This window comes from Bdellovibrionales bacterium (genome assembly GCA_016716765.1).
GTDB lineage: Bacteria > Bdellovibrionota > Bdellovibrionia > Bdellovibrionales > UBA1609 > JADJVA01.
On the sequence record JADJVA010000020.1, the window covers coordinates 1,228,432 to 1,247,785 of the forward strand.

Genomic DNA, 19,354 nt, shown 5'->3' on the forward strand with positions numbered 1-19,354 from the left:
TTAAAAGAAATAGCCCAGCATAACTCCGAAAGAAAAACTGCTTGAGGGACGAACATTCCAAAAATAGACTCGAGTATTTGCATCGAGAAAAATTTTAGACGTCAGCCAAAAAACGGCATCGGCCCTGAGACCGAGACGAAAAAGATCGGTGGTAGAAGAGCTGAGTGTTTCCGAGTAGAGACGATTTGAAACTGATTGGTAGCTCCACCCCAGTCCAGCTCCAATCCACAAAGAAAGGCGACGCGCACGCTGTCCCGTGCGCAGGAACCACAAATTGAAATCATGGCGTTTTTCTTTGACTTCAAAGGTCTGAGATCCCTCGCCCTGTGAATTGTAAATATAGTCGAAGGCACTCCTGTATTTTGTGGAAAAGGTGTAACCGATTTCAAGGGATGGGATCACTCTTCGGTCATACTCGAGACCATTCAGCTTTTTCCGATAGAATAGATTCGACGAGACACCAAGGCTCCAAATTTGTTTGTGAGAAGCCCCCTGCTGCACCTCTGCGTGCAGTACTTTCTGTTCTTCCTTCGTTGGAACTTTCGACTCTTGACCAACTTCAGCACGGGAAAAAGAAGGAAAAACAGAGGACCACGCAATCAAAATTAAAATTAAAATTCTATATAACACGTGCATCAAATGGAATCTCCGTCGACTGGAGTCTTGCAACTTTTGGAAAAATGCTTCCAAGAAATTGGGTCGACGGACTCTCCAAGAATTTTGCAAATTCCCTCAGAACTCATTTTCCGATCGTCCGAAAAAATAGCCTTCAAAATGTCGGCAGGCTGAACAGGGACTGTTGGTGATTGAATCACCAACTCATTTTTGACGTGCGCAAGGGAAGCTATGATTGCCTTTCCCAATTGCTTTTTTGAGTCTAGCGGAGGAAAAGAAGATGGTCCATCTGGAACTTCCGAGATCAACTTAAGAATTCGAGCCAAACGAGATCCATTCCGATAGATCTGACCGGTGTGAGCAATGCCCCCATCCTCCTTTGCCCCCTTCTCCATTCTTTCTCTAAACTTCTCCCAGTTGGGCAAGTCAACAGGCCCTATATCCAGCCGACGATAATCCAAACCCAGGCCCATAGAAATGGTCTTAGATATAAACCTTGGATCGCGATTGTATAAAAATCCCCAATAGTCAGCGAGGCCTTCATTCCACGAGCGAATTAGCTGAATATTTGTTTTCATGCTCGATATCGCCTCGGATTTTTCATGCATATGATCTAAGCCCCAAATGGGATTCAGATCTCTTGTCAGACTTGCATGAAAGTGAGCATGAAAATGCTCGTGAGCGATGACTCCTCCATTCATAGCAATCGGCAGCCCCTCTAAATTCGAGGGAGAAACAAGGGTCAGGTCCCATTTCGAAAAATAACGGGCGTTATTATGATCTATTTCACCATCAGGTAGCTTGATCTTCATTTGTATGCCAACTCGGCGGGGCCAGGAAAGGTTGGACTCAATGCCCAATTCACGATCCAGCAGCTGCAGCCGCTCAAAATGGGCATAGGTCGCAATTGCCAAAGCACTCTCGACATCCGCAGGCATGTAGCGATGGTGCCCCCTTGGTATCAGACGGGGCCTCGCAATATCTCCCACGAATTGACCATCATTTATCCCTGCACTCACATAAATCTGAGCGGCAGAACCGTCCAATATATCCGCCTGGCGGAGGGTCTTAACTTCTACATCCTGAAGATGATATTCTCCCTGCGGGTCCGGCCATGGCAAAAGGTAGGTAACAGGGCCTTCAATTTGATCTCTTTGACAACTGGACATGAATAGGAAAATCGGAATAGAACCTAAGACGACGGCAAAGGGAAGAACGGCCAGCTGGAGGCTCCGCAATGTATTCGTTCGCGACATTATGGTCCACTTCCTCCACCAGGGGTTCTTCTCAAGTTTTAATCGACCGAGCAACAGGCGACTTTATCGAATATTACGCGACGCGCTATAGTACTGAGAAAACACTTTCTGCGCAAGAAAAATTTCCCAATTTTTTTAGGTATTTGGTACCTATCTGAGAGCTGAGGAACCCTATGATTCAAGAGACATTTCTCCATCAATTAAACCCCTCCCAGAAAAGAGCTGCTGAAACCACGGCAGGCCCCCTTTTGATTCTTGCTGGTGCAGGCTCAGGAAAGACAAGAGTTTTAACCTATCGAATCGCGCAGCTTATTGCTTCAGGCGAAGCGAGCCCCCAACAGGTTCTGGCTGTGACTTTTACGAATAAGGCCGCAAGGGAAATGGAACACCGTACGGTTCAGCTCCTCAAGAAAATTGGTATTCCGGTCTTTGAGCCAATGTGGATCAGCACTTTCCACTCGATTTGTGCCCGAATTTTACGGGACGAAATTCACCACTTTGGCTATCCCTCATTTTTTGGAATTTACGATGATTCTGACCAACAAAGCATGATTAAGAAAGTCCTCAACGCCCTTAACATCAATGAAAAAATCCATCCTCCAAAAGGTTTTCAATCAAGAATAAATGAGGCAAAACAACTCGGACTGACTCCGCAACAGATCGGACACCGCGGCCATTTTATCATGGATGACAAATCTCTGGAAGTGTACAAGCGCTACGAAATTGAAATGGAGAAAGCCAGCGCTCTTGATTTTGGAGATCTCTTGCTCAAGACTTATTTGCTTTTTACTCAGTTTCCCCAAGTTTTGACCAACTACCGCGAAAAGTTCCAGTACATTCTTGTCGACGAATATCAAGACACGAATCATATACAGTATTTGATGGTGAAACAGTTGGCCGAGGGACACAGGAACCTATGTGTTGTGGGAGACGAGGATCAGAGTATTTATAGCTGGCGAGGAGCCGATATTGCAAATATTTTAAGTTTTGAAAAAGACTTTCCAGAGACCCAGGTCGTTAAACTAGAACAAAATTATCGGTCGACCAAAACAATCGTCGCCGCAGCCAGCTCTATGATTCAAAACAATCAGCAACGCAAGGGCAAGGTTCTCTTCACTGAAAATGATTCTGGAGACAAGATCACTTTACGCGAAGAACGCAACGAATACGAAGAGGCCCGCTATGTCGTCGAACGAATTGAAGGGATAATGAAGGCGCGTCCTGATCGTCAATTTCGAGACTTTGCTGTTTTTTATCGAACTAACGCCCAATCGAGAGTTCTCGAGGATTTGCTAAGGGGACATTCTGTTCCCTATAAGCTGGTTGGGGGAATCAAATTTTACGCACGCAAAGAAGTAAAAGACATCATTGCTTACTTGAGGCTATCGCTCAATCCAAAAGACGATGTGGCTTTAAAGAGAATCATCAATGTACCCGCAAGAGGGATTGGACGGACCACCGTCGACAGAATAGAAGAGGAAGCTCTTTCAAGAAACATTTCCTTCTATGAAGCCCTTCAGATTGTGGCGGAGCACCGACTCGTTCACGCAGGGGCCACTAAGAAATTACAAAATTTCAGCCATTTGCTCGAAGAAATAAGAGAGAAAATGGGATCTCTGAAAGTATCAGAAATATACCACCTTGTCCTTGATCTCACGAAATATGCATTGCTGCTAAAAGAGGAAAACACTCCAGAATCACAATCGAGAATCGAAAATCTGGAAGAGCTTGATAATGCCATTCGCCAATTCGAAGAAGAGCGAGAGGAAGAGGCCTCGCTTCAAAACTTCCTTGAGGAAATGGCCCTCGTCTCTGAAGTAGATAGAATGGCTGACGAAGACAACTCTGTGACTCTCATGACTCTGCATATTTCCAAAGGCCTCGAATTTCCTGTCGTGTTTATTGTCGGCATGGAAGAGGGACTCTTCCCATCTTCGCGCAGCTTTGGTTCTGGAAACGAAGAAGACGTCGAAGAAGAGAGACGTCTTGCCTATGTTGGAATCACCAGGGCACGCGAGAAATTGTTTTTGACCCACGCACGCTCTCGGCGGGTCTGGGGGCAAGAGCAGAATCACGCTCCCAGTCGTTTTCTTTCAGAAATTCCCAGTGAATTTCTGGAAAATTCCTCTAGTTTAGGTTCATCTTCGGATTTTCTCGGTCGATTTCGTCAAAAATTCGGCGGTCATAATATCCCGAAACACAGCCATGCCGCTCTGGAAGACCCCTTTCCAAACGATGATGTGCCTTCGACTGATGAAGAATCAGATGATCAATTTTTAGATCAAAATCTCTCAAAGGGGACACGGGTTCGGCATCCCACGTTCGGTGATGGTTCAGTCTTTGCGGTTGAGGGACAGGGAGAGAACCAAAAAGTATCTGTGCTCTTCCGCAATTCAATTACCAAAAAGTTTGTTGTCAAATTCGCGCGGTTACAAATTCTTGGATGAGCTGGGCAACTCAAGATTTTTTAACGAAAGTGTGAGAGTGAATTTGGCAACTGGTTCACTTCCCAAGAGTGAAGGCACTGTCGCGTAAACTTCAACGGGAAGATTCATACGCTCAAAACTAGAAGCCGCCTTCTGAACAAAGTCAGAAATCTCTTTGCCTTTTTCGCAGGTAAAAAACACATCGGCTTCAGCTCGTTTAAGGTAATCGGACTTGAAATCCTTAAAAATAAATTCAATATCCTTTCCCGTCTTCTCAATGTATCTGTGAGCCATCGTCCCAACAACCAAATCCGCTCCGACCGCCATTGATCCAAAATACATCGAACCCAAGTGATTCTTGCTTCGATAGTTCAGCGGAATGCGAACTGTAATTTTATCTTCAGTCAACTCCACGACTCGTGGAGACAAAAAAGCTATCATCGGAATTTTCCATATAGTGAAGGCGTTGATTCTGATGGTCTCCTTGAGGCTTGGAGGAACAAAGCCCCAATAAGTTTCAACGCTCGACAGAACCTTCTCTTTTATTCCCAGAATTTGTTGATTGAGATTCACGGTTTAACCTCCGGTCGTGTGGGACTGTGCCATAGACACCATTGCGAATGACCGCCCATTCCGCAATGTACTGATTGACATCAGCAGGGGTCAAGATTTCTGAAAAATCCGGACTTATGTACTCTTGTTCCACGCCATCCCAGCCTCTGTAACAACGAGATCTCGTTGAGCGGCGCACCTCAAAGTTAGGGACCAATCCGACTTTGCCACCACCTCCAGGGATATCGAGAGAAAGGTTTGGCAATGCGAGTCCCGACAATCTCCCCCAGAGTTCCCGTTGAATCTCCAGTGAGTTCTCAACTGAAGTACGTAAGTGATCAGTTCCTTCTGAAGGGTCGCACTGAAACATGTAGTAAGGCTTCACGCGCAGATAGAGAAGACGACGTGACAAGGCCTGAACGATCGCCGGATGATTGTTTACGCCGTTCAAAAGCACCATTTGGTTCATGACCGGAATACCATGATCAACAAGGTAGCCCAGTGCCTCCGCGGCCTCAGCAGTCAGTTCCCGAGGATGATTAAAGTGAGCCATAAAAAAGAGGGGCGAATATTGACGCATCATTTGCGCCAATCGCTTTGTGATTCGCATCGGACATACCACTGGCATTCGTGACCCAATCCGAATGATCTCAACATGCTCAATTGAGCGCAAATCAGAAAGAACTCTTTCCAGTTTGAGATCGCTGAGCGTAAGGGGGTCCCCACCACTGAGTATCACCTCTCGAATTCCCGGACGTGACTTTATATAAGACAAAGCCTCATCATACTCTGAAGCAGAAGGAAAGGCGCGGTCCTTGCCAGTGAAGTGCTTTCTTGTGCAGTATCTGCAATAAACACTGCAAAAATCGGTCACCAAAAACAAAGCCCGATCGGGGTAGCGATGAATGATTCGAGAGGTGGGCCGATTTAAATTTTCTCCCAAAGGATCACGCATTGCTTGATTTCCAGGTACCAGCTCAGACCGATGAGGCATCAATATGCGCCGAATCGGATCAAGGGGGTTTGTTGTGTCTGCCAATCGAGCATAGTAGGGAGTCACCCGAATCTGAAAAAGCTCATTTGTTCCAATAAAAGCCTCTTTCTCTTGAGAGGACAGGACAAACCGGCTTTCAAAGTCCGCCAAGGTAGTGAGGCAATTTCTCATCTGCCAAGCAGGATTTTCCCAATCCTCCGTTGAAATCCCCTGAAATGGCGTGAGATGTTTAAACTCTAGCTTCATGTCGCATCTCTTAGCCCGAAATCTGGAGACTCACAAATCAATTGCCCATAATTTTAGGCACTTACCATGATGGCCCATTTTTGCCCCTGGACCTGTATCGAGAGCACACACGTCTAACCAACTGAAATGACAAACTTTTTTTCTCGATAAAATATAACTGTCACGAGAGAGGCATTTGCGGACTCTTGTTCTTGAGAGAGTAAAACAGACAAATATCATGTGAATTCAGAGACTTACTCTCAGTTTAAAAAATTGGACGAGTTTTTGGAATACAAAGAGCAGAAGGCTACTTACCTCTGATGGGTAAGTAGATATGGAGGTTTCTTTTTATGAAGGCTCGATCCAAAAATCACATGGGACTCAAAGTTCTCTTGGTGCTGATGGTGGCACTCAATATGTCCTGGGTACAAAAAGTCTTCGATAGGAACATCAATACCATTGAGATGGCCTCGAACAGCCGTCATTCTGATGCTGCGGACTCCATCGTTGCGAATCCTGCAACCCGGTCTGTGACGTACAACCGGCAAATTCGTGTCAGAAGCGGAAGAACGACAGAAGATCAGCAGTGGACTGTGAGGATCACCAAAGCACAAATCACGAAAACAGATCCATGGACAGGAGCAAATGAGGGACAAGAGGATGTTTATCAGGTCTCTGCTCAGGCGGAAGGCTGCTACGGAATAAATTGCCAGGCCAGCGCCACGTTCAGGACAGCCGAAATCGGAGGGAATACTTCTGATGTCGCAGCTGTTGTCGCGCAAATTCAGCAAAAATTTGATCCTACGCTGGACAGAAAGGCATCACTGAAAAGCAAAGAAGCCGAAGAGGCCCGAATCGAAGAAGAAAAGGATAAGAAAGAAGCAAAGAGAATCGAAAAATTGGAGCGCGCAATCGCCGAGTGCAAGGCTGATCCAGATACTGAAAAGCCATTTCGATCTGAATATGCCCGACTGAGCTGCCGAGCAGAAAAACTCGGATCCAAAGATGGAGCTGAAGCCGAAGGGGAATTTGCTGAAATTCGTGAAGATCTTCGTGCACTCTTAACCAGTGGAAATCTCAGCGAGATGGCCAGAGCGAAGGAGCTCTTAGGAAGTATGAATAGCGACAGCAGTTTGCCCCGCTCAATGAGAGCACAATTGAGTGCCATGAGGGCTGGCTCGTATTATAATGAACAGTATCCGCAAGCACTCCAAAACTACCTGACAACACGTAACCCTATACAAATGCAGATATCCTTAGGAAAAATGAAACAACTCGATCAAGGATTTAAGGCGGACACGGCCCGATTTGGAAATTCCTTTTACGGAAGTCAGGAATTCACTTTTTGGCAAAATGAGCTTCAACACAATATGGACCTTGTCCTCAAAGATCCGCGCACGGCCCTCATCGGCAATAGAGAATATTCCAATGGATCTGATTTCCCAAGCCAGAGCTTTAACATTGAGGGGCGGTTAGCGCGAGGAGGAGGCCAATCAGCCTCTGCTGGCACAGGTTATCTGGGAGGCTCGCAAGGACAATTTTGGCGCGGAGGAGATGCAAATGGATCACGCACTCCCCTCTATGATCGAAACTCTTCTATTGGCAGTAGAGGTTCATCAGCAACCGTAGGTGGAATTCCACAGCTCGGTCAATCGGTGAGTGGACACTGAAACTAGGTGCCCCCTAGTTTCAGTCTCCCCTAAAATAATCAACCCAAGAATCTAGTTTTAATCCGAGAGCCACAAAGGCCTGGCCCCATAATTCCCCTCGATGGCCAAAACCGGCTCTCACTTCAAATTTTAAGTCCATTTTTTTGTGAACCGTTGTGGTGAGGCCATAGCCGACTCCCCCCGCGAGCGCTTTCTGCTTGCGATCGTCATCATGAATATTAATGACCCCAACGAAAATTCTGCCCATAGGCGATACCTGCGAGGGAAAATTAACAAATTGCCAACGAAGTGAAGCTAGCCCAAGCCCAACCGTCACTCCTTCAGCTCCACCAACTCCGCCCAAAATATCAAGATATTGCTGACAGGTTTGGCTCAAGGAAAAAAGGCATCTCCCCACGTGAAACCCCAGCTCTCCTCCCAGCCAATACATATTTTTTCTTTCCCACATAGAACCAATATCAAGGAAGTACTCCCGGTTTTGAGGAATATAAGTCTGAAGATCGACCCATTTTCCCTGCGAGGATTTTCTACCTCCAAATGTCTCTTGAACAGTGGCAAAAGCCGCACCTTCTTCGGCCTGAGCTTGATTCCAAATGACCGGCCACAAAATGAAACTAAAAATAAAAATCAGAGTATTCAAAAAAAGTCGAAAACCAATTTGTGAATTGAACATCATGTTAATTCTCCTTTGCAGGGGTCTCTTTTGTCACCATTTGCCTGATATTTTGATCTGGTTTCTCAAAGGAAAATAAAAAATCCAGGGGTTTCCCCCTGGATCATCCACCATCGACCCATAAGATATTTTCAGGACGAATTACCCAGTTGCTAATCTAAGGTGTGTTCAAAGACGGATATAATTAAAAGCTGATGGCGGCCTTTGTTGACATTCCGTAGCTAAATTTTGAATCAAGAGTTCCATCCCCCTCAAAAGCTTGGCCTGGCATTAAAAGACCAAGACCAGTCTGCCAGACGACTCCCTTTTTAAGAGCATAGTTCAATTTAAAATCCAATTCGTAGCCCAAATCCGATGCGACCTCTATATTGAGGAGTGGATCGCGATTCAAGTACCCGGTTACAACTGAGGATACCAATTCCCATTTCTCGTCGATTTTATATTCGAGATAGGGGGCAAAATAAACGACATTGCTAATGGCTTCGGTATCGATCCCCTCAATGGGATCCTTGCCCGCACCTGAGCCAGACAAAGTCGTTCTTAAAAAGTCCCTCTTGCCGAGAGGATGGTTAAATAACAAAATAGCCACGTCATAATTCTTGTTAAAAACGAAACCCTCATATTTGGAATCAGTGCTAGGATCATCCCCGCTGGCAATACCGGCTTTGAGTCCATATTTGAAATTCTTGGAATCAGGCCGGTATTCAAATTCCCCGGCAATTCCAAAAGCTGAAACCGAAGTCCTTTCACCGTCAGCCGCTCGAACCCCTGATTTCCCTCCCTGAAAAGTTACCTCAACCCCTACTCTCATGTTCTCGCGGTCGCGAACAGCATAAAGACTCGTGTTTTGAAGATCCACTTTATCACGACCGGCAGCAGCTCCTCCCAAGTTCTCTCCTGGACTTGTCCCCAAAGGAGCATCACTTCCACTCTCGTTCGAGGTACGCACTTGATGAAAAATACCCATTTCTAAATCAGTTTCAGGATTCTCGTATTGAAGTTGAATCAAGTACTCCGTGACGTCATCGCTACGACTGACGGTCCCCTCATTGATTTTAGCCAACATGGGTAAAAGATAGAAATTGCCCATCATAATTTTGTAGCCAATTAAATCGCGTGTGTCATACCAATGATCAAAAAGACCATTCCCTGAGTTGTAGGTCATGCCTAAGCCAAAATGCACGGGCGCTCTCCCTGCAATCAAAGCACCGTGCTCCTGAACAAAGGTCAAGTACAGTTGAGTCACCTCAAGAGATTGAGCCTTTTGCCTTTGAGACAAGACATTGGAATCATTCACGTTTGAAGGAGTGCTATCTCCCAGTCCACTGCCAAAAAATTGACCCGCTTGTGAGTTACTGGTGAGAGTCCCTGCATCTGAATTGAACAAATCAAAGCGACCGTAAATAGTGAGTCCATCACCGGCAATAATTTTCGGTTTCAACACCAAATGATGCAAACCGTATCCCTGTTCTCTATTTCCGCTAGAGAGTTCTGAATTCACCAAATGATAGCCCTCGATCCGATAGATGCCCGTCCAGTCAAGATCTACAGCCCCCGCAGAACAAAGTATCCCAGTTGTACCTATTAGCCCAATAAATGTCAGAAGTGCTTTGCGTATCATGTCTACCTCGTATGAAATTGACTTCCTCCACTGCGCCAGGAAGCCACGAAAACTAACAGAGTGGTTGTCAGGCCTTGGTCACTCCGAGAACATCTCCCTCACGTAAAATAAGCAATTTCTGACCGTCGACTTCAATTTCGTCACCCGCATACTTTGGAAACAAGACGCGATCTCCAACCTTCACATCCACCGGTCTGACTCGACCTTTTGCGCTCCGATGCCCTCTCCCCACAGCCACAATAGTGCCCATCTGGGGTTTCTCATTAACAGAATCTGGAATGATAATTCCTCCCGCTGTCACATTCGATGCTTCAACAGGTTGAACAACCACACGATCATCTAGTGGCGATAAAACGACTGACCAGTTTTGTAATTTTTTTGAACTGCCTGCTGAATTTTGCTTTTTTTTTGGTTCCTGAAGAATGAAAGCATTTGGTCGAGACTTCACAGCCTCTTTCGCTTTAGGTTTAGGTTTAGGAACCGCTTGAGCCGGTATCTTCCTGACCGAAGCTTTCTTTGACACAACAGGCTTGGTTTTACCCGCCCCTTTTTTTGCCGACTTCTTTGCTGGAACGGCTTTCACCTTCGCGACAGTCTTGCCCCTTGTCGATTTCTTCACGGGAGCAGCTTTGATTGATTTCTTTTCCTTAGCTAACTTCTTAGCAGAAGTGAGCTTCTTTTTTGCTGCTTTAGGTGCAGCTTTTTTGTTTTGAGATTTTCTAGTTGCCACGTCTCTTCATCTCCTCTTGGAAGTATTTACTATATAACACGTCCCATTCGGGACTTCCCTCTTGAACGCCTCTTTTTAAACTATTCACTTTTTCTCGAGCAAAAATGTCGAGCGCCTCAAGCTCTGTAACAAAGGCCGAGACCGCCTGTTTGCCAATGCGCATCGCTTTGTCCTCGTCCGTGTAGTCAACCATGTCATCATTCCAAATACCATCAACCACAATACGTGCAAGGTGAGATTGCCTTTCTTCTGAAATAGTCACAAGACGATCCCTTTCTCTTTAGCGAGTCTCTTCTTGAGCAAAGTAAACATCTTGAAGCGCTGAAAACTACCCGGATTTTGTCTTTCAAGATCATCTATCATCTTGTTGACTTCGATATCTAATGACCTCTCTCTTGCGAAATCAGACTTTAAAATATCCAAGGCCCTCTGTCGAACCTTCTCCTCGGTTTCCTTTAAGACAAGCACTCTCTGTTCTATTAATTTATCTATGATGAGTTTAGCCAAACGGCCCATTTGTTTGTCTGTCATTTTCATAACTTTGACTAAACGAATCCCTGGACCTATTGTCAATAATAACTTCTAGGGAATTACTTTGATTACTATTTCTTCTCGTTATAAAAAGTTCCTCATTGTTCCCCTCCTAGGGATTCTTTTTACTTTTCATAGCCTTTATCCTGTGGGTAATTAAACTCGATGATGAGTTACGTGGGCGCATAGAGGGTTCTTGGTTTGTCCCCCCCGTCGAGATTTACTCGGCTCCAACTCAAATTAAGCTCGGCCAATTGCTTTCCCCGGACGAATTGACTCAATACCTCGTAAAATTTGGAATGCGTCAACGAGATCCCGATCTGAGGCTCTTCTCCGGCGACTTTACGATCTTGAACAAAGATCAATGCCAACTCCAATTGAATCAGACCATTCCCGAAGATGCGAGCGTTTGCGTCACGTTTGTTTTCAAATCCAAGTCTCCCCAATTTCACCCTTTCCAGTCAGGTCTACCCCTCTCAGTTGTTGTTCTTTCTGGCGAAGGCTCCGTCATTGCCATTTTTGGAGGAAACCCGATATCCATGCAGGACAGCCTTGAACTTGATTCACACCTGTTTGCAGAGTTCTACGCGGGAGAACCCATCCTTCGCCATATTGTTCAACTTGGCGAAGTTCCCCTCTTCTGCTTGCAGGGCATCACCGCAATTGAGGACAGTGAGTTTCTGGAGCACCGAGGCATAAGCCCCTCGGGATTGTTTCGAGCATTCGCAAAAAATCTCATGCAAGGGCGCTATGCACAGGGCGGCTCAACAATCACCCAGCAACTGATTAAGATCTATTTTTTGAATAGCCAAAAAACTTTGAAAAGAAAAATAACTGAATTGATCATGGCAATATTGCTCGAAACCCGAATTGAAAAAGATAAAATACTTGTCAACTATCTGAATGCTGTTTACATGGGGCAAAATGGTCCTTTTCAGGTCATGGGATTTGGCGCCGCTGCACAACATTATTTCCAAAAGCCAACGAGTGACTTAAACCTTTCAGAATGTGCCCTGCTCTCAGCAATGGTCAACAGTCCTGGAAGATACAGTCCTTTTGCATCCAGCCAAAATGCTATGAAACGCCGCCAAAAAGTTTTAGACCGCATGCTCGAAATGAAGATGATTGACCAGGAGCAGGCTAAGCAAGCCAACGAATTCCCCCTTCCTGAGCGACCTCCACGTTCTTTGACCGACCCCGCTCCCTATTTTGTCCAATCCGTCGAGCGAGAAATACAATCCCTTCAAATTGACTCCAGTAATGGCCTACGGATTTTCACGACTCTTGACGAAAAGTCTCAGGAAAAAGCTCAGCAGACAATTGGGCAGCAAATCGAAAGACTGGAAAGGGACTTCAAATCACTCGCTCAGCTCAAAGCCAAGGGGAAAGAACTCCAAGCTACTTTGATTTCAGTGAACGTGGCCAGCGGAGACATCATGGCTCTCGTTGGCGGAAGAAGTTATAAAAGGACACAGTTCAATCGAGCGATTGATGGGCACCGACAAGTAGGCTCCATCATGAAGCCATTTGTTTATTTGGCTGCGCTAGAATCACGCACATCCGAAGGAGAATTTTACAACCCTCTCACTCCCGTTCTCGATGAAGCTTTTGTCTACAAGCAAGGTGGACAGAAGTGGTCTCCTGAAAACTACGATAAGAAATTTCTTGGAACAATCCCTTTGTTTGCTGCCCTAAAAAACTCAATTAACTCGGCGACCGCAAAACTGGGCCTTGAGGTAGGTCTAGGAACGATCCTAGACGTCGCTCGTCGTGCGGGAATAAAATCTCCGATTTCCCTGGTGCCCTCTCTGACCCTTGGGGCCTTCGAGCTTTATCCATCTGAAGTGGCTCAAAGCTACCTTACCTTGGCACGCATGGGAAGCTACAAGCCAATCAGTCAAATCCGGCGTATCGAAGATCTCAAAGGAACACTCGTTTACGAACCCAGTCATCAGTCTGAGCAAAGGTTTGCTCCGGAAAATGCAGCCATTCTTGTTGGGATGATGAAACAAACTGTTTTGGCAGGTACCGCTCGCTCTCTAGCAAACCAAGGTTTTGATTATCCTGCTGCGGGCAAAACAGGCACGACCAGCGATTCAAAAGACGCCTGGTTTGCTGGCTTTACACCTGAAATTGTCACTGTTGTTTGGGTCGGATACGACGACAATACTCCCCATGGCCTCACCGGTGCCTCGGGTGCCCTGCCTATTTGGGCAGACTACATGAAAGCTGAATCACAACGAAGACCCAAGCGGGATTTTGACTGGCCCGAAGGAACCGTTCTTTACCCCCTTTCAGTTATGAGATACAATTCAATCCTCAAGTATCCCGAGGATCTTCCCTTAACGGAATTTAACCTGGTCTTCCGAACAGGTGAACAGCCGGGCTTCTAGCCCTCCCCATTTTCTGAGATGAATTCTTGCTCGTTTAAGGGCAGGCCCTCTTTCCTCCGATAGGAGGTTTGTGTTCCACTTCAAGATTTGCCTAATTGCTATTATTACTTTTTTAAGATGGGAACCTTTTGCATGGTCCCAAGAACACGCCACTCGCAATCTCAAGGGACTCTCGCTCAAGAAAGAAGCCCTCGTCCGCCAAAGGCAAGATCACTCGCTCGGTGAGTTATCTCAACCGGCTTCTCGACCTGAGGTCAAGCCCGCTCCGCATCTCGCCAACGAGGCCACACCCACTCCAGTGATTCGGGCGATTCCAAGGCGACTCCCTAAAAAGCGGGGACCCGCCTCAATCAACGCGGGCAGCAGAACCCTGAAAAATCCTTGCCCTTTCTATTTTTATCCAAATCCTCTTGATTCCGAGGCGGGAAAACTCAAAGCAGGCACTAAAATCTGGCTGGAAGGCATTGATTCAGAATGGATGAGAGGATTTATCAAAAGAAAATCCATCTATGTCCCCGCCAAATGCATTGAACAGGAATCAGAAACGACGACTGCCGAGTAAGAAGGCCAATGACAGCTCGCCATTGGCCACTCTTTGACAACTCACTTTGAAGATTTCTCTTTCTCTCCAAGCTTTTCTTTTTCTGAACACTTTTCTTTTTCTGAACATTTCTCTTTGTCCCCGCACTTGTCACAGCTCATGCACTTTGAGCTCTCTGTCCCACGATCTTTTCCACAAGAGTGGTGACCAAAATGCCCACAAGAGGCGGTTAAAAATAAGACGAAAAAATTAACTGCAATGAAAAACACTAGATTTTTTGACTTGTTCATAGGCTCTCCTTTGGTTCAAAGGTCGAGTACATCCCAAAGTCCCTTCGCAATCAAGTCGTCACTTGGCAAATGGAGAGAATTCCAGACCGCAGCGAAGATCGGACCTGGACTCACCAACCATCTCGAGCGAATTTAGCCTCCATCATAGCCTCCATCATAGCCTCCTTCTCTGTGACGTTTTCAGTCATTCATTTGAAGGGAAATGACATTTCCCGGCAAAAGAAAGGGCCACCCGCCAGCTGAAGCTTAAGGAGTCTCCGCAAGGATGGGTACAGGGATTGCACTTTTTCGCGCTGATTGGAGTGTTTATGAATACATACCCTAATTTTATATCGTCTGTTCTTGTGGGAACCCTTCTTTTTAATTTGGCTCTCATTGGTTGCGGACCAGACAATGGGAAGCGAAGGGAAAGGATCCGAAAGGACCAAGGAGTTGCGGGTAAGCAATTGGCAGTCAAGCCGGCCGATGCGGCAGCCAACGGCCGATCCTTCGAAACAGCCACCAGCAGCAACGGCTGATCCTTCGAAACAAGTAGGGGCACCTCCACCAGACATTCAGCAAAAGGCGCAACCTGGTGTCGTCCCCGGCGACAGCTCTGCGCTACCGCCGGCCACAAAAGATACAGCGCTGGTGCCGCCCACTGGTGAGAATCAATCAGTAAGCGCCGAAATCGAAAAAAGGCTTAAGGTTTTTCAAACAGATCAGGCGATTTTAGTTAAAGATATCCCTGAAGGACAATTTGGTCTCGCTAAGATATTTGGAAAAATAACTTACGAAGAGATTCCCAATTTCCAAGCACTTTTAATTTCAAACCCGATCTGTCAGGATGACACATGTTCAAAAGTGGAGTTTGCGCAGAAGGAGTTTTTAATTAATTACTCGAACCATGGTAGCCCAATCCCATTGACCAGCAAGTTGACAATTCCCTTCGTCATCAAGAAGGATTCTGCTGGCCTTGTTGCTTTCGAAAAAGATATCGGCCTTAAGTATGAAATTGAAAATGGAAACCTCGGAAAAGACATTGGAAAATTGGATCAAATCAGCGGTCCAACGAGTGGTGCTTCCACCAACTCCGGGGGAGTTCTTGCCATCACTCTGAATGATAGAGACCCCAAATTGACAATACCAAGCGACTCTGATGGTGTTACCTATAAGGTCGGCTCCGGTCCAGATTCCGGTGCCGAAATATCATTTGCAGTAGCTCAAAATGACGTCAGCGAAATCCGCGTGTTTGTCGATCTCCCTAAAAAGAATAAAACAATCAGCAATTTTGTTTTGATCTATCAAAAGCCAAGCCCGTCCAAGTAGGGTCATTTTGACACCATAGAAATCCTTTGGTGAAAAATTATCACTGGATTCTTGGTGTCTATAATGAAAATTCCTGCCTATGTGCCACTGGTTTGAATAGAGGCATCTGTGCCTGCTCATTCTGGTGGCAAAGAGATTGCTCTATGTTCCGTTAGGGAAAGGCCCTGGGGTAAATGTGAACCTAAGACGATTTTACAATTTGGTTGCTCTACGAACCACTTCGGGTGAGTCGATTGGATTTCATCCCGGAAGACTTGAGGTGGCATCCCTTGATCCGCAAGCATGGGAGGCATCTGCTCGCCCTTACGACAAGGAATCATCTGCAGTACAGGAGCTTCTCAGTTGGAGCCAGGAGCCGGCCAACACCCTTCTCTCTGAGAATGGCGCTCAGGTTCAAGTGACAGATTTTTCCTTGAATTTGGCGCAGATCTGCAACCTTCGTTGCACCTATTGTGGGGCCGGGGACGGAAGCTACGGAGGCCAAAAATTTCGGTCTGACTTAGGCCTCGTCGAAAAGCAATTGAGGGGATTTCTCTCTCGGCTCACTTCTGGGGAAACCTTTCGCATTCAGTTTCTGGGCGGAGAACCTCTTTTGTACCCCCATGATCTTGTTAAAATCACGAAGCTTGCCAAAGAAATCGCTCTCGAAAACGGAGTGAAACTCGAGCTTTCGATTATTACCAACGGCACTCTCATAACAAAAGATATCGCTTCATTTTTAGGCCAGGAAAACTTCCAGGTCACACTCAGCTGGGACGGTCCCTCCGATGTCCAAGATCAATTCCGACCAACTAAGTCTGGCAGTGGCTCGTCAAAAGATGTGCGTCGCGGTCTTGATTTGCTTTTAGAAAATCGATCGGGTCTGCGTTCTCTTCATGTTAATTCTGTCATGGGAGTCCACAATCAGGACGTCGTGAGTTCTTATGAGTTTTTGAGATCATTTGATTTTGATCTCTATAATTTTGGATTTGCCTCGGCAGCTCAGGATGAAGCCGCGTCCTCTAGCTATATCAGAAATATGACGGTTTTGGCTGAGAACGTTTACAAATCTGAGGGGATCAACGGACTCGCAAAAATCACCCCCTTCGGTCGCTTTTTGCGAACTCTCGATCAGCAACGACCTGTTAAAAACTTTTGTGGAGCCGGAAAAAATTTTATTCACTCTGACACCGAAGGACGTCTCTATTCCTGCAATTGGTTCTCCGGAAATTCCAAAGAACAAATCGGAGAAATAGACAAGTTGGATTTTTCAAGACGATCTCAGTGGCTCGATCCTCTCACCACTCGCCACAACTGTGGCACCTGTTGGGCCAAAACCCTGTGCGGAGGAGGCTGTGCCTTCGTTTTTAAAACCAAGAATTCTGACCCAGAGCATCGCGACGAGCAATTTTGTGATCGAATCACCCATCTTGCTGCATTGAGTGTCCTTTATTTTGGAAAAGAATTAAAAAAAAGAACCGAAGGAGAAGAAAATGAAACATGTTAAAAAACTCAATCCCAAGCCAATCGATAGTGGAACAAACACCACGACTCCAGCCGGAGAAGGAAGCATTCCGCCCGTTGTGGCAACAGGACCCAACCCCGGCTGCATTCCTCTCGGCACCTAAAAAAATAGAGTACTGAGTGAAGATTTGGAGATTATTGATTTTACATAAGTCCTGGCTCGCTCCTATGGTGCGAGTCGGGGTGGCGCTTGTCATCGCCTTTCTGCTCACTCAAGTTCCGATGGAATATCTGGAGGCCTGGACTTACGATCTCAGAGTAAAAACCAAAGCCCTGACTCCTCCCTCAGGCAAACTGGTCCTCATTGCTATTGATCCATTGACTATCGAAGGCCTCAAGCGTGATCCAAACGCCATGGACCATGTTCGTTTGCTCAATGCACTGAAAATGAGTCGGCCGCGGGCCGTTGTTTATGTCCAGTCACCAAACGATCTTGATGGCAGCAGCGAAGATTTGAAGGCTTTTGCCCAGGCAGCTAAAAATTTGGACCATTTTTTTGTCGTAGCCAACCAGATTCCTATGAGAGGACAAGAAGATCAACTGAGGCTCGAACCACCACTTCAGTCTCTCAAAGTCGTCCCAGGTCCCAAAACTTCAGACTTGACGAGCTTTGCAAAGGACGATGTGACGCGAAGAATGATAGTATCCTATCACGGCCTACCCACCGTTCATGCGCTTCTGGCGGACTCCATCTATGGGAAAGACGATGAAGACAAGGGAGCTATCAACCACTACCGCGGACTCTTTGAATTCTTCGGAACCGGTCAGAGTTACATTGATTTTCGACCCTCGGGAACATATAAGCCATTATCATTTATTAAAATTCTCCAGGGAGCATATTCTCCCGATCAGTTTCACGACAAGATCATTTTTGTTGGAACCGATACCATCATGTCTTCCTCGGATTATATACGCACTCCATTTTCGAGAACGGTCGTCGCAATGAGCACTCTCGAAATGCACGCGAATATGACTGATACTCTCATTAAGAATTCCTCACCTCAGAAGACTTCAGTGTGGCTGGATTCATTGCTGACCGGATTGATCTCAGTTTTGACAGTCTTTGTCGTCCTGACGGCCCGACCCGCCAATGGACTCCTTATTTTAGTGACAACATTTTCGATATTTTCTTTGGTTTGTTACCTGGCTTTTAACTTCTTTGGGTATTGGGTTGCAATGGCACATCCCATGTTAACTCTCTTTGTTTGTTATTATTTTTTTATTCCCTATCGTCTCATTATGGAAAATCGAATGAGTTGGGAATATTTTCAACGAAACCAACTCCTCACCCAAGTGGAAGAGCTTAAGAGCAACTTTCTAAGAATGATGTCTCATGATTTAAAAACCCCTCTGGCTCGAATTCAGGGAATGACAGAAATGGTGAAGTCGGATTCGAATCCGCTGAGTTTAAAACAGAGAGAAGCTATTGACAGAATCCATCAGTCGAGCAAGGAACTATCTGATTTTATTAGTTCAATTCTGAGTTTAGGTCGAATCGAATCGAAGGAAATCAAGCTCCAACTAAAAAGTAAGGATATCAATACCTTGCTTAGCGAGGTGATTCAACAGTGCGAATACCTTGCTGGCACAAAAAATATTGAGATAATGACCGAATTTGAACCCCTATTTAGTATAAAAATCGATGAGGACTTGCTTCGTCAGGTATTTACCAACCTCATAGAAAATGCTATCAAGTACAGCCTTGATAACTCGAGAATTTTGGTGAGCACCGAAGAGGTCGATGAGACCTTGATTATTCAAGTTGCCGATCATGGAATCGGGATACCTGAGGAAGCCTTACCTCATGTTTTTTCAAAGTTTTATCGGTCATTAGAGGTAAAGAATTCCTCAGTTAAAGGATCTGGATTGGGGCTTTATTTGGCAAAATATTTTGTGGAATTACATCAGGGAACACTTTCAGTAGAAAGTGAAATTGACAAAGGATCTACTTTCACTGTGAAGCTTCCGATGGTATTGGAAAGTGACGGGTCTTTGCCGATTTGAGCTTTGAACTGAAGGAGATCAA

General features: G+C 45.8%; 18 protein-coding genes. 8 read left to right on the forward strand and 10 right to left on the reverse strand.

Annotation, left to right across the window (positions count from 1 at the left end):
• Both IPL83_14575 and IPL83_14580 read right to left on the reverse strand, forming a co-directional pair.
• Positions 1-636 (reverse strand): hypothetical protein, encoded by a 636-nt coding sequence (locus IPL83_14575; GenBank protein MBK9040360.1) that lies wholly within the window; start codon positions 634-636, stop codon positions 1-3.
• Positions 636-1,871 carry a hypothetical protein gene (locus IPL83_14580; GenBank protein ID MBK9040361.1) on the reverse strand — a complete coding sequence of 412 codons (1,236 nt, stop codon included), beginning with the start codon at positions 1,869-1,871 and terminating at the stop codon, positions 636-638. Before IPL83_14580 ends, IPL83_14575 begins: the two co-directional genes overlap by 1 nt.
• 173 nt (positions 1,872-2,044) lie before the next feature.
• On the opposite strand from IPL83_14580, the gene IPL83_14585 reads away from it, so the two are divergent.
• On the forward strand, positions 2,045-4,318 hold the full coding sequence (locus IPL83_14585) for a UvrD-helicase domain-containing protein (protein MBK9040362.1): 2,274 nt from the start codon (positions 2,045-2,047) through the stop codon (positions 4,316-4,318).
• Here the strand turns inward: IPL83_14585 and IPL83_14590 are convergent.
• Both IPL83_14590 and IPL83_14595 read right to left on the reverse strand, forming a co-directional pair.
• Positions 4,301-4,738 carry a DUF4442 domain-containing protein gene (locus IPL83_14590; protein ID MBK9040363.1) on the reverse strand — a complete coding sequence of 146 codons (438 nt, stop codon included), beginning with the start codon at positions 4,736-4,738 and terminating at the stop codon, positions 4,301-4,303. The two genes, IPL83_14585 and IPL83_14590, sit on opposite strands and share 18 nt — an antisense overlap.
• Positions 4,739-4,814: 76 nt before the next feature.
• Positions 4,815-6,089, reverse strand: a complete 1,275-nt coding sequence (locus tag IPL83_14595) for a KamA family radical SAM protein (protein ID MBK9040364.1) — start codon at positions 6,087-6,089, stop codon at positions 4,815-4,817.
• 329 nt (positions 6,090-6,418) lie between these two features.
• Here IPL83_14595 and IPL83_14600 point away from each other — a divergent pair, with 329 nt between their 5' ends.
• The gene (locus IPL83_14600; protein ID MBK9040365.1) at positions 6,419-7,738 is read left to right on the forward strand and encodes a hypothetical protein; all 1,320 of its coding nucleotides are present in this window, start codon (positions 6,419-6,421) and stop codon (positions 7,736-7,738) included.
• A 19-nt stretch (positions 7,739-7,757) separates the two neighbouring features.
• On the opposite strand, the gene IPL83_14605 is transcribed toward IPL83_14600, so the two are convergent.
• The 5 genes from IPL83_14605 to IPL83_14625 all read right to left on the reverse strand — a co-directional run bounded on the left by IPL83_14605 (position 7,758) and on the right by IPL83_14625 (position 11,335).
• On the reverse strand, positions 7,758-8,414 hold the full coding sequence (locus IPL83_14605; protein MBK9040366.1) for a hypothetical protein: 657 nt from the start codon (positions 8,412-8,414) through the stop codon (positions 7,758-7,760).
• A gap of 181 nt (positions 8,415-8,595) precedes the next feature.
• The gene (locus IPL83_14610) at positions 8,596-10,032 is read right to left on the reverse strand and encodes a hypothetical protein (protein ID MBK9040367.1); all 1,437 of its coding nucleotides are present in this window, start codon (positions 10,030-10,032) and stop codon (positions 8,596-8,598) included.
• 67 nt (positions 10,033-10,099) lie between these two features.
• Positions 10,100-10,456, reverse strand: a complete 357-nt coding sequence (locus tag IPL83_14615; GenBank protein MBK9040368.1) for a co-chaperone GroES — start codon at positions 10,454-10,456, stop codon at positions 10,100-10,102.
• Between the two features lie 295 nt (positions 10,457-10,751).
• Entirely contained in the window at positions 10,752-11,024 is a 273-nt protein-coding gene (locus tag IPL83_14620; GenBank protein ID MBK9040369.1) for a DUF507 family protein, read from the reverse strand.
• Positions 11,021-11,335, reverse strand: coding sequence for a DUF507 family protein (locus IPL83_14625; GenBank protein MBK9040370.1), 315 nt, complete (start codon positions 11,333-11,335; stop codon positions 11,021-11,023). Before IPL83_14625 ends, IPL83_14620 begins: the two co-directional genes overlap by 4 nt.
• Positions 11,336-11,592: 257 nt before the next feature.
• Between IPL83_14625 and IPL83_14630 the strand changes: the two genes are divergently transcribed.
• Together IPL83_14630 and IPL83_14635 are read left to right on the forward strand one after the other, a co-directional pair.
• On the forward strand, positions 11,593-13,686 hold the full coding sequence (locus IPL83_14630; protein ID MBK9040371.1) for a PBP1A family penicillin-binding protein: 2,094 nt from the start codon (positions 11,593-11,595) through the stop codon (positions 13,684-13,686).
• Between the two features lie 70 nt (positions 13,687-13,756).
• On the forward strand, positions 13,757-14,248 hold the full coding sequence (locus tag IPL83_14635) for a hypothetical protein (protein ID MBK9040372.1): 492 nt from the start codon (positions 13,757-13,759) through the stop codon (positions 14,246-14,248).
• 41 nt (positions 14,249-14,289) lie between these two features.
• On the opposite strand, the gene IPL83_14640 is transcribed toward IPL83_14635, so the two are convergent.
• Positions 14,290-14,517, reverse strand: a complete 228-nt coding sequence (locus IPL83_14640; GenBank protein MBK9040373.1) for a hypothetical protein — start codon at positions 14,515-14,517, stop codon at positions 14,290-14,292.
• Positions 14,518-14,825: 308 nt separating this feature from the next.
• Between IPL83_14640 and IPL83_14645 the strand changes: the two genes are divergently transcribed.
• The 4 genes from IPL83_14645 (at position 14,826) to IPL83_14660 (ending at position 19,332) form a co-directional block, all read left to right on the forward strand.
• Positions 14,826-15,035, forward strand: coding sequence for a hypothetical protein (locus IPL83_14645; protein MBK9040374.1), 210 nt, complete (start codon positions 14,826-14,828; stop codon positions 15,033-15,035).
• On the forward strand, positions 14,983-15,825 hold the full coding sequence (locus IPL83_14650; GenBank protein ID MBK9040375.1) for a hypothetical protein: 843 nt from the start codon (positions 14,983-14,985) through the stop codon (positions 15,823-15,825). Before IPL83_14645 ends, IPL83_14650 begins: the two co-directional genes overlap by 53 nt.
• 175 nt (positions 15,826-16,000) lie before the next feature.
• A complete protein-coding gene (locus IPL83_14655; protein ID MBK9040376.1) occupies positions 16,001-17,311 on the forward strand; it encodes an SPASM domain-containing protein in 1,311 nt (436 codons plus the stop codon).
• A gap of 137 nt (positions 17,312-17,448) precedes the next feature.
• Entirely contained in the window at positions 17,449-19,332 is a 1,884-nt protein-coding gene (locus IPL83_14660; protein MBK9040377.1) for a CHASE2 domain-containing protein, read from the forward strand.
• The last annotated feature ends 22 nt before the right edge of the window (positions 19,333-19,354 follow it).

Bases quoted from the DNA above. Each gene is read 5' to 3' on its own strand.
- IPL83_14600 (MBK9040365.1), top strand. From the start codon at position 6,419: ATGAAGGCTCGATCCAAAAATCACATGGGACTCAAAGTTCTCTTGGTG.
- IPL83_14640 (MBK9040373.1), bottom strand. From the start codon at position 14,517: ATGAACAAGTCAAAAAATCTAGTGTTTTTCATTGCAGTTAATTTTTTC.
- IPL83_14630 (MBK9040371.1), top strand. From the start codon at position 11,593: ATGCGTCAACGAGATCCCGATCTGAGGCTCTTCTCCGGCGACTTTACG.
- IPL83_14595 (MBK9040364.1), bottom strand. From the start codon at position 6,089: ATGAAGCTAGAGTTTAAACATCTCACGCCATTTCAGGGGATTTCAACG.
- IPL83_14650 (MBK9040375.1), top strand. From the start codon at position 14,983: ATGCGGCAGCCAACGGCCGATCCTTCGAAACAGCCACCAGCAGCAACG.
- IPL83_14590 (MBK9040363.1), bottom strand. From the start codon at position 4,738: ATGATAGCTTTTTTGTCTCCACGAGTCGTGGAGTTGACTGAAGATAAA.
- IPL83_14605 (MBK9040366.1), bottom strand. From the start codon at position 8,414: ATGATGTTCAATTCACAAATTGGTTTTCGACTTTTTTTGAATACTCTG.
- IPL83_14580 (MBK9040361.1), bottom strand. From the start codon at position 1,871: ATGTCGCGAACGAATACATTGCGGAGCCTCCAGCTGGCCGTTCTTCCC.
- IPL83_14585 (MBK9040362.1), top strand. From the start codon at position 2,045: ATGATTCAAGAGACATTTCTCCATCAATTAAACCCCTCCCAGAAAAGA.
- IPL83_14575 (MBK9040360.1), bottom strand. From the start codon at position 636: ATGCACGTGTTATATAGAATTTTAATTTTAATTTTGATTGCGTGGTCC.
- IPL83_14610 (MBK9040367.1), bottom strand. From the start codon at position 10,032: ATGATACGCAAAGCACTTCTGACATTTATTGGGCTAATAGGTACAACT.
- IPL83_14645 (MBK9040374.1), top strand. From the start codon at position 14,826: ATGAATACATACCCTAATTTTATATCGTCTGTTCTTGTGGGAACCCTT.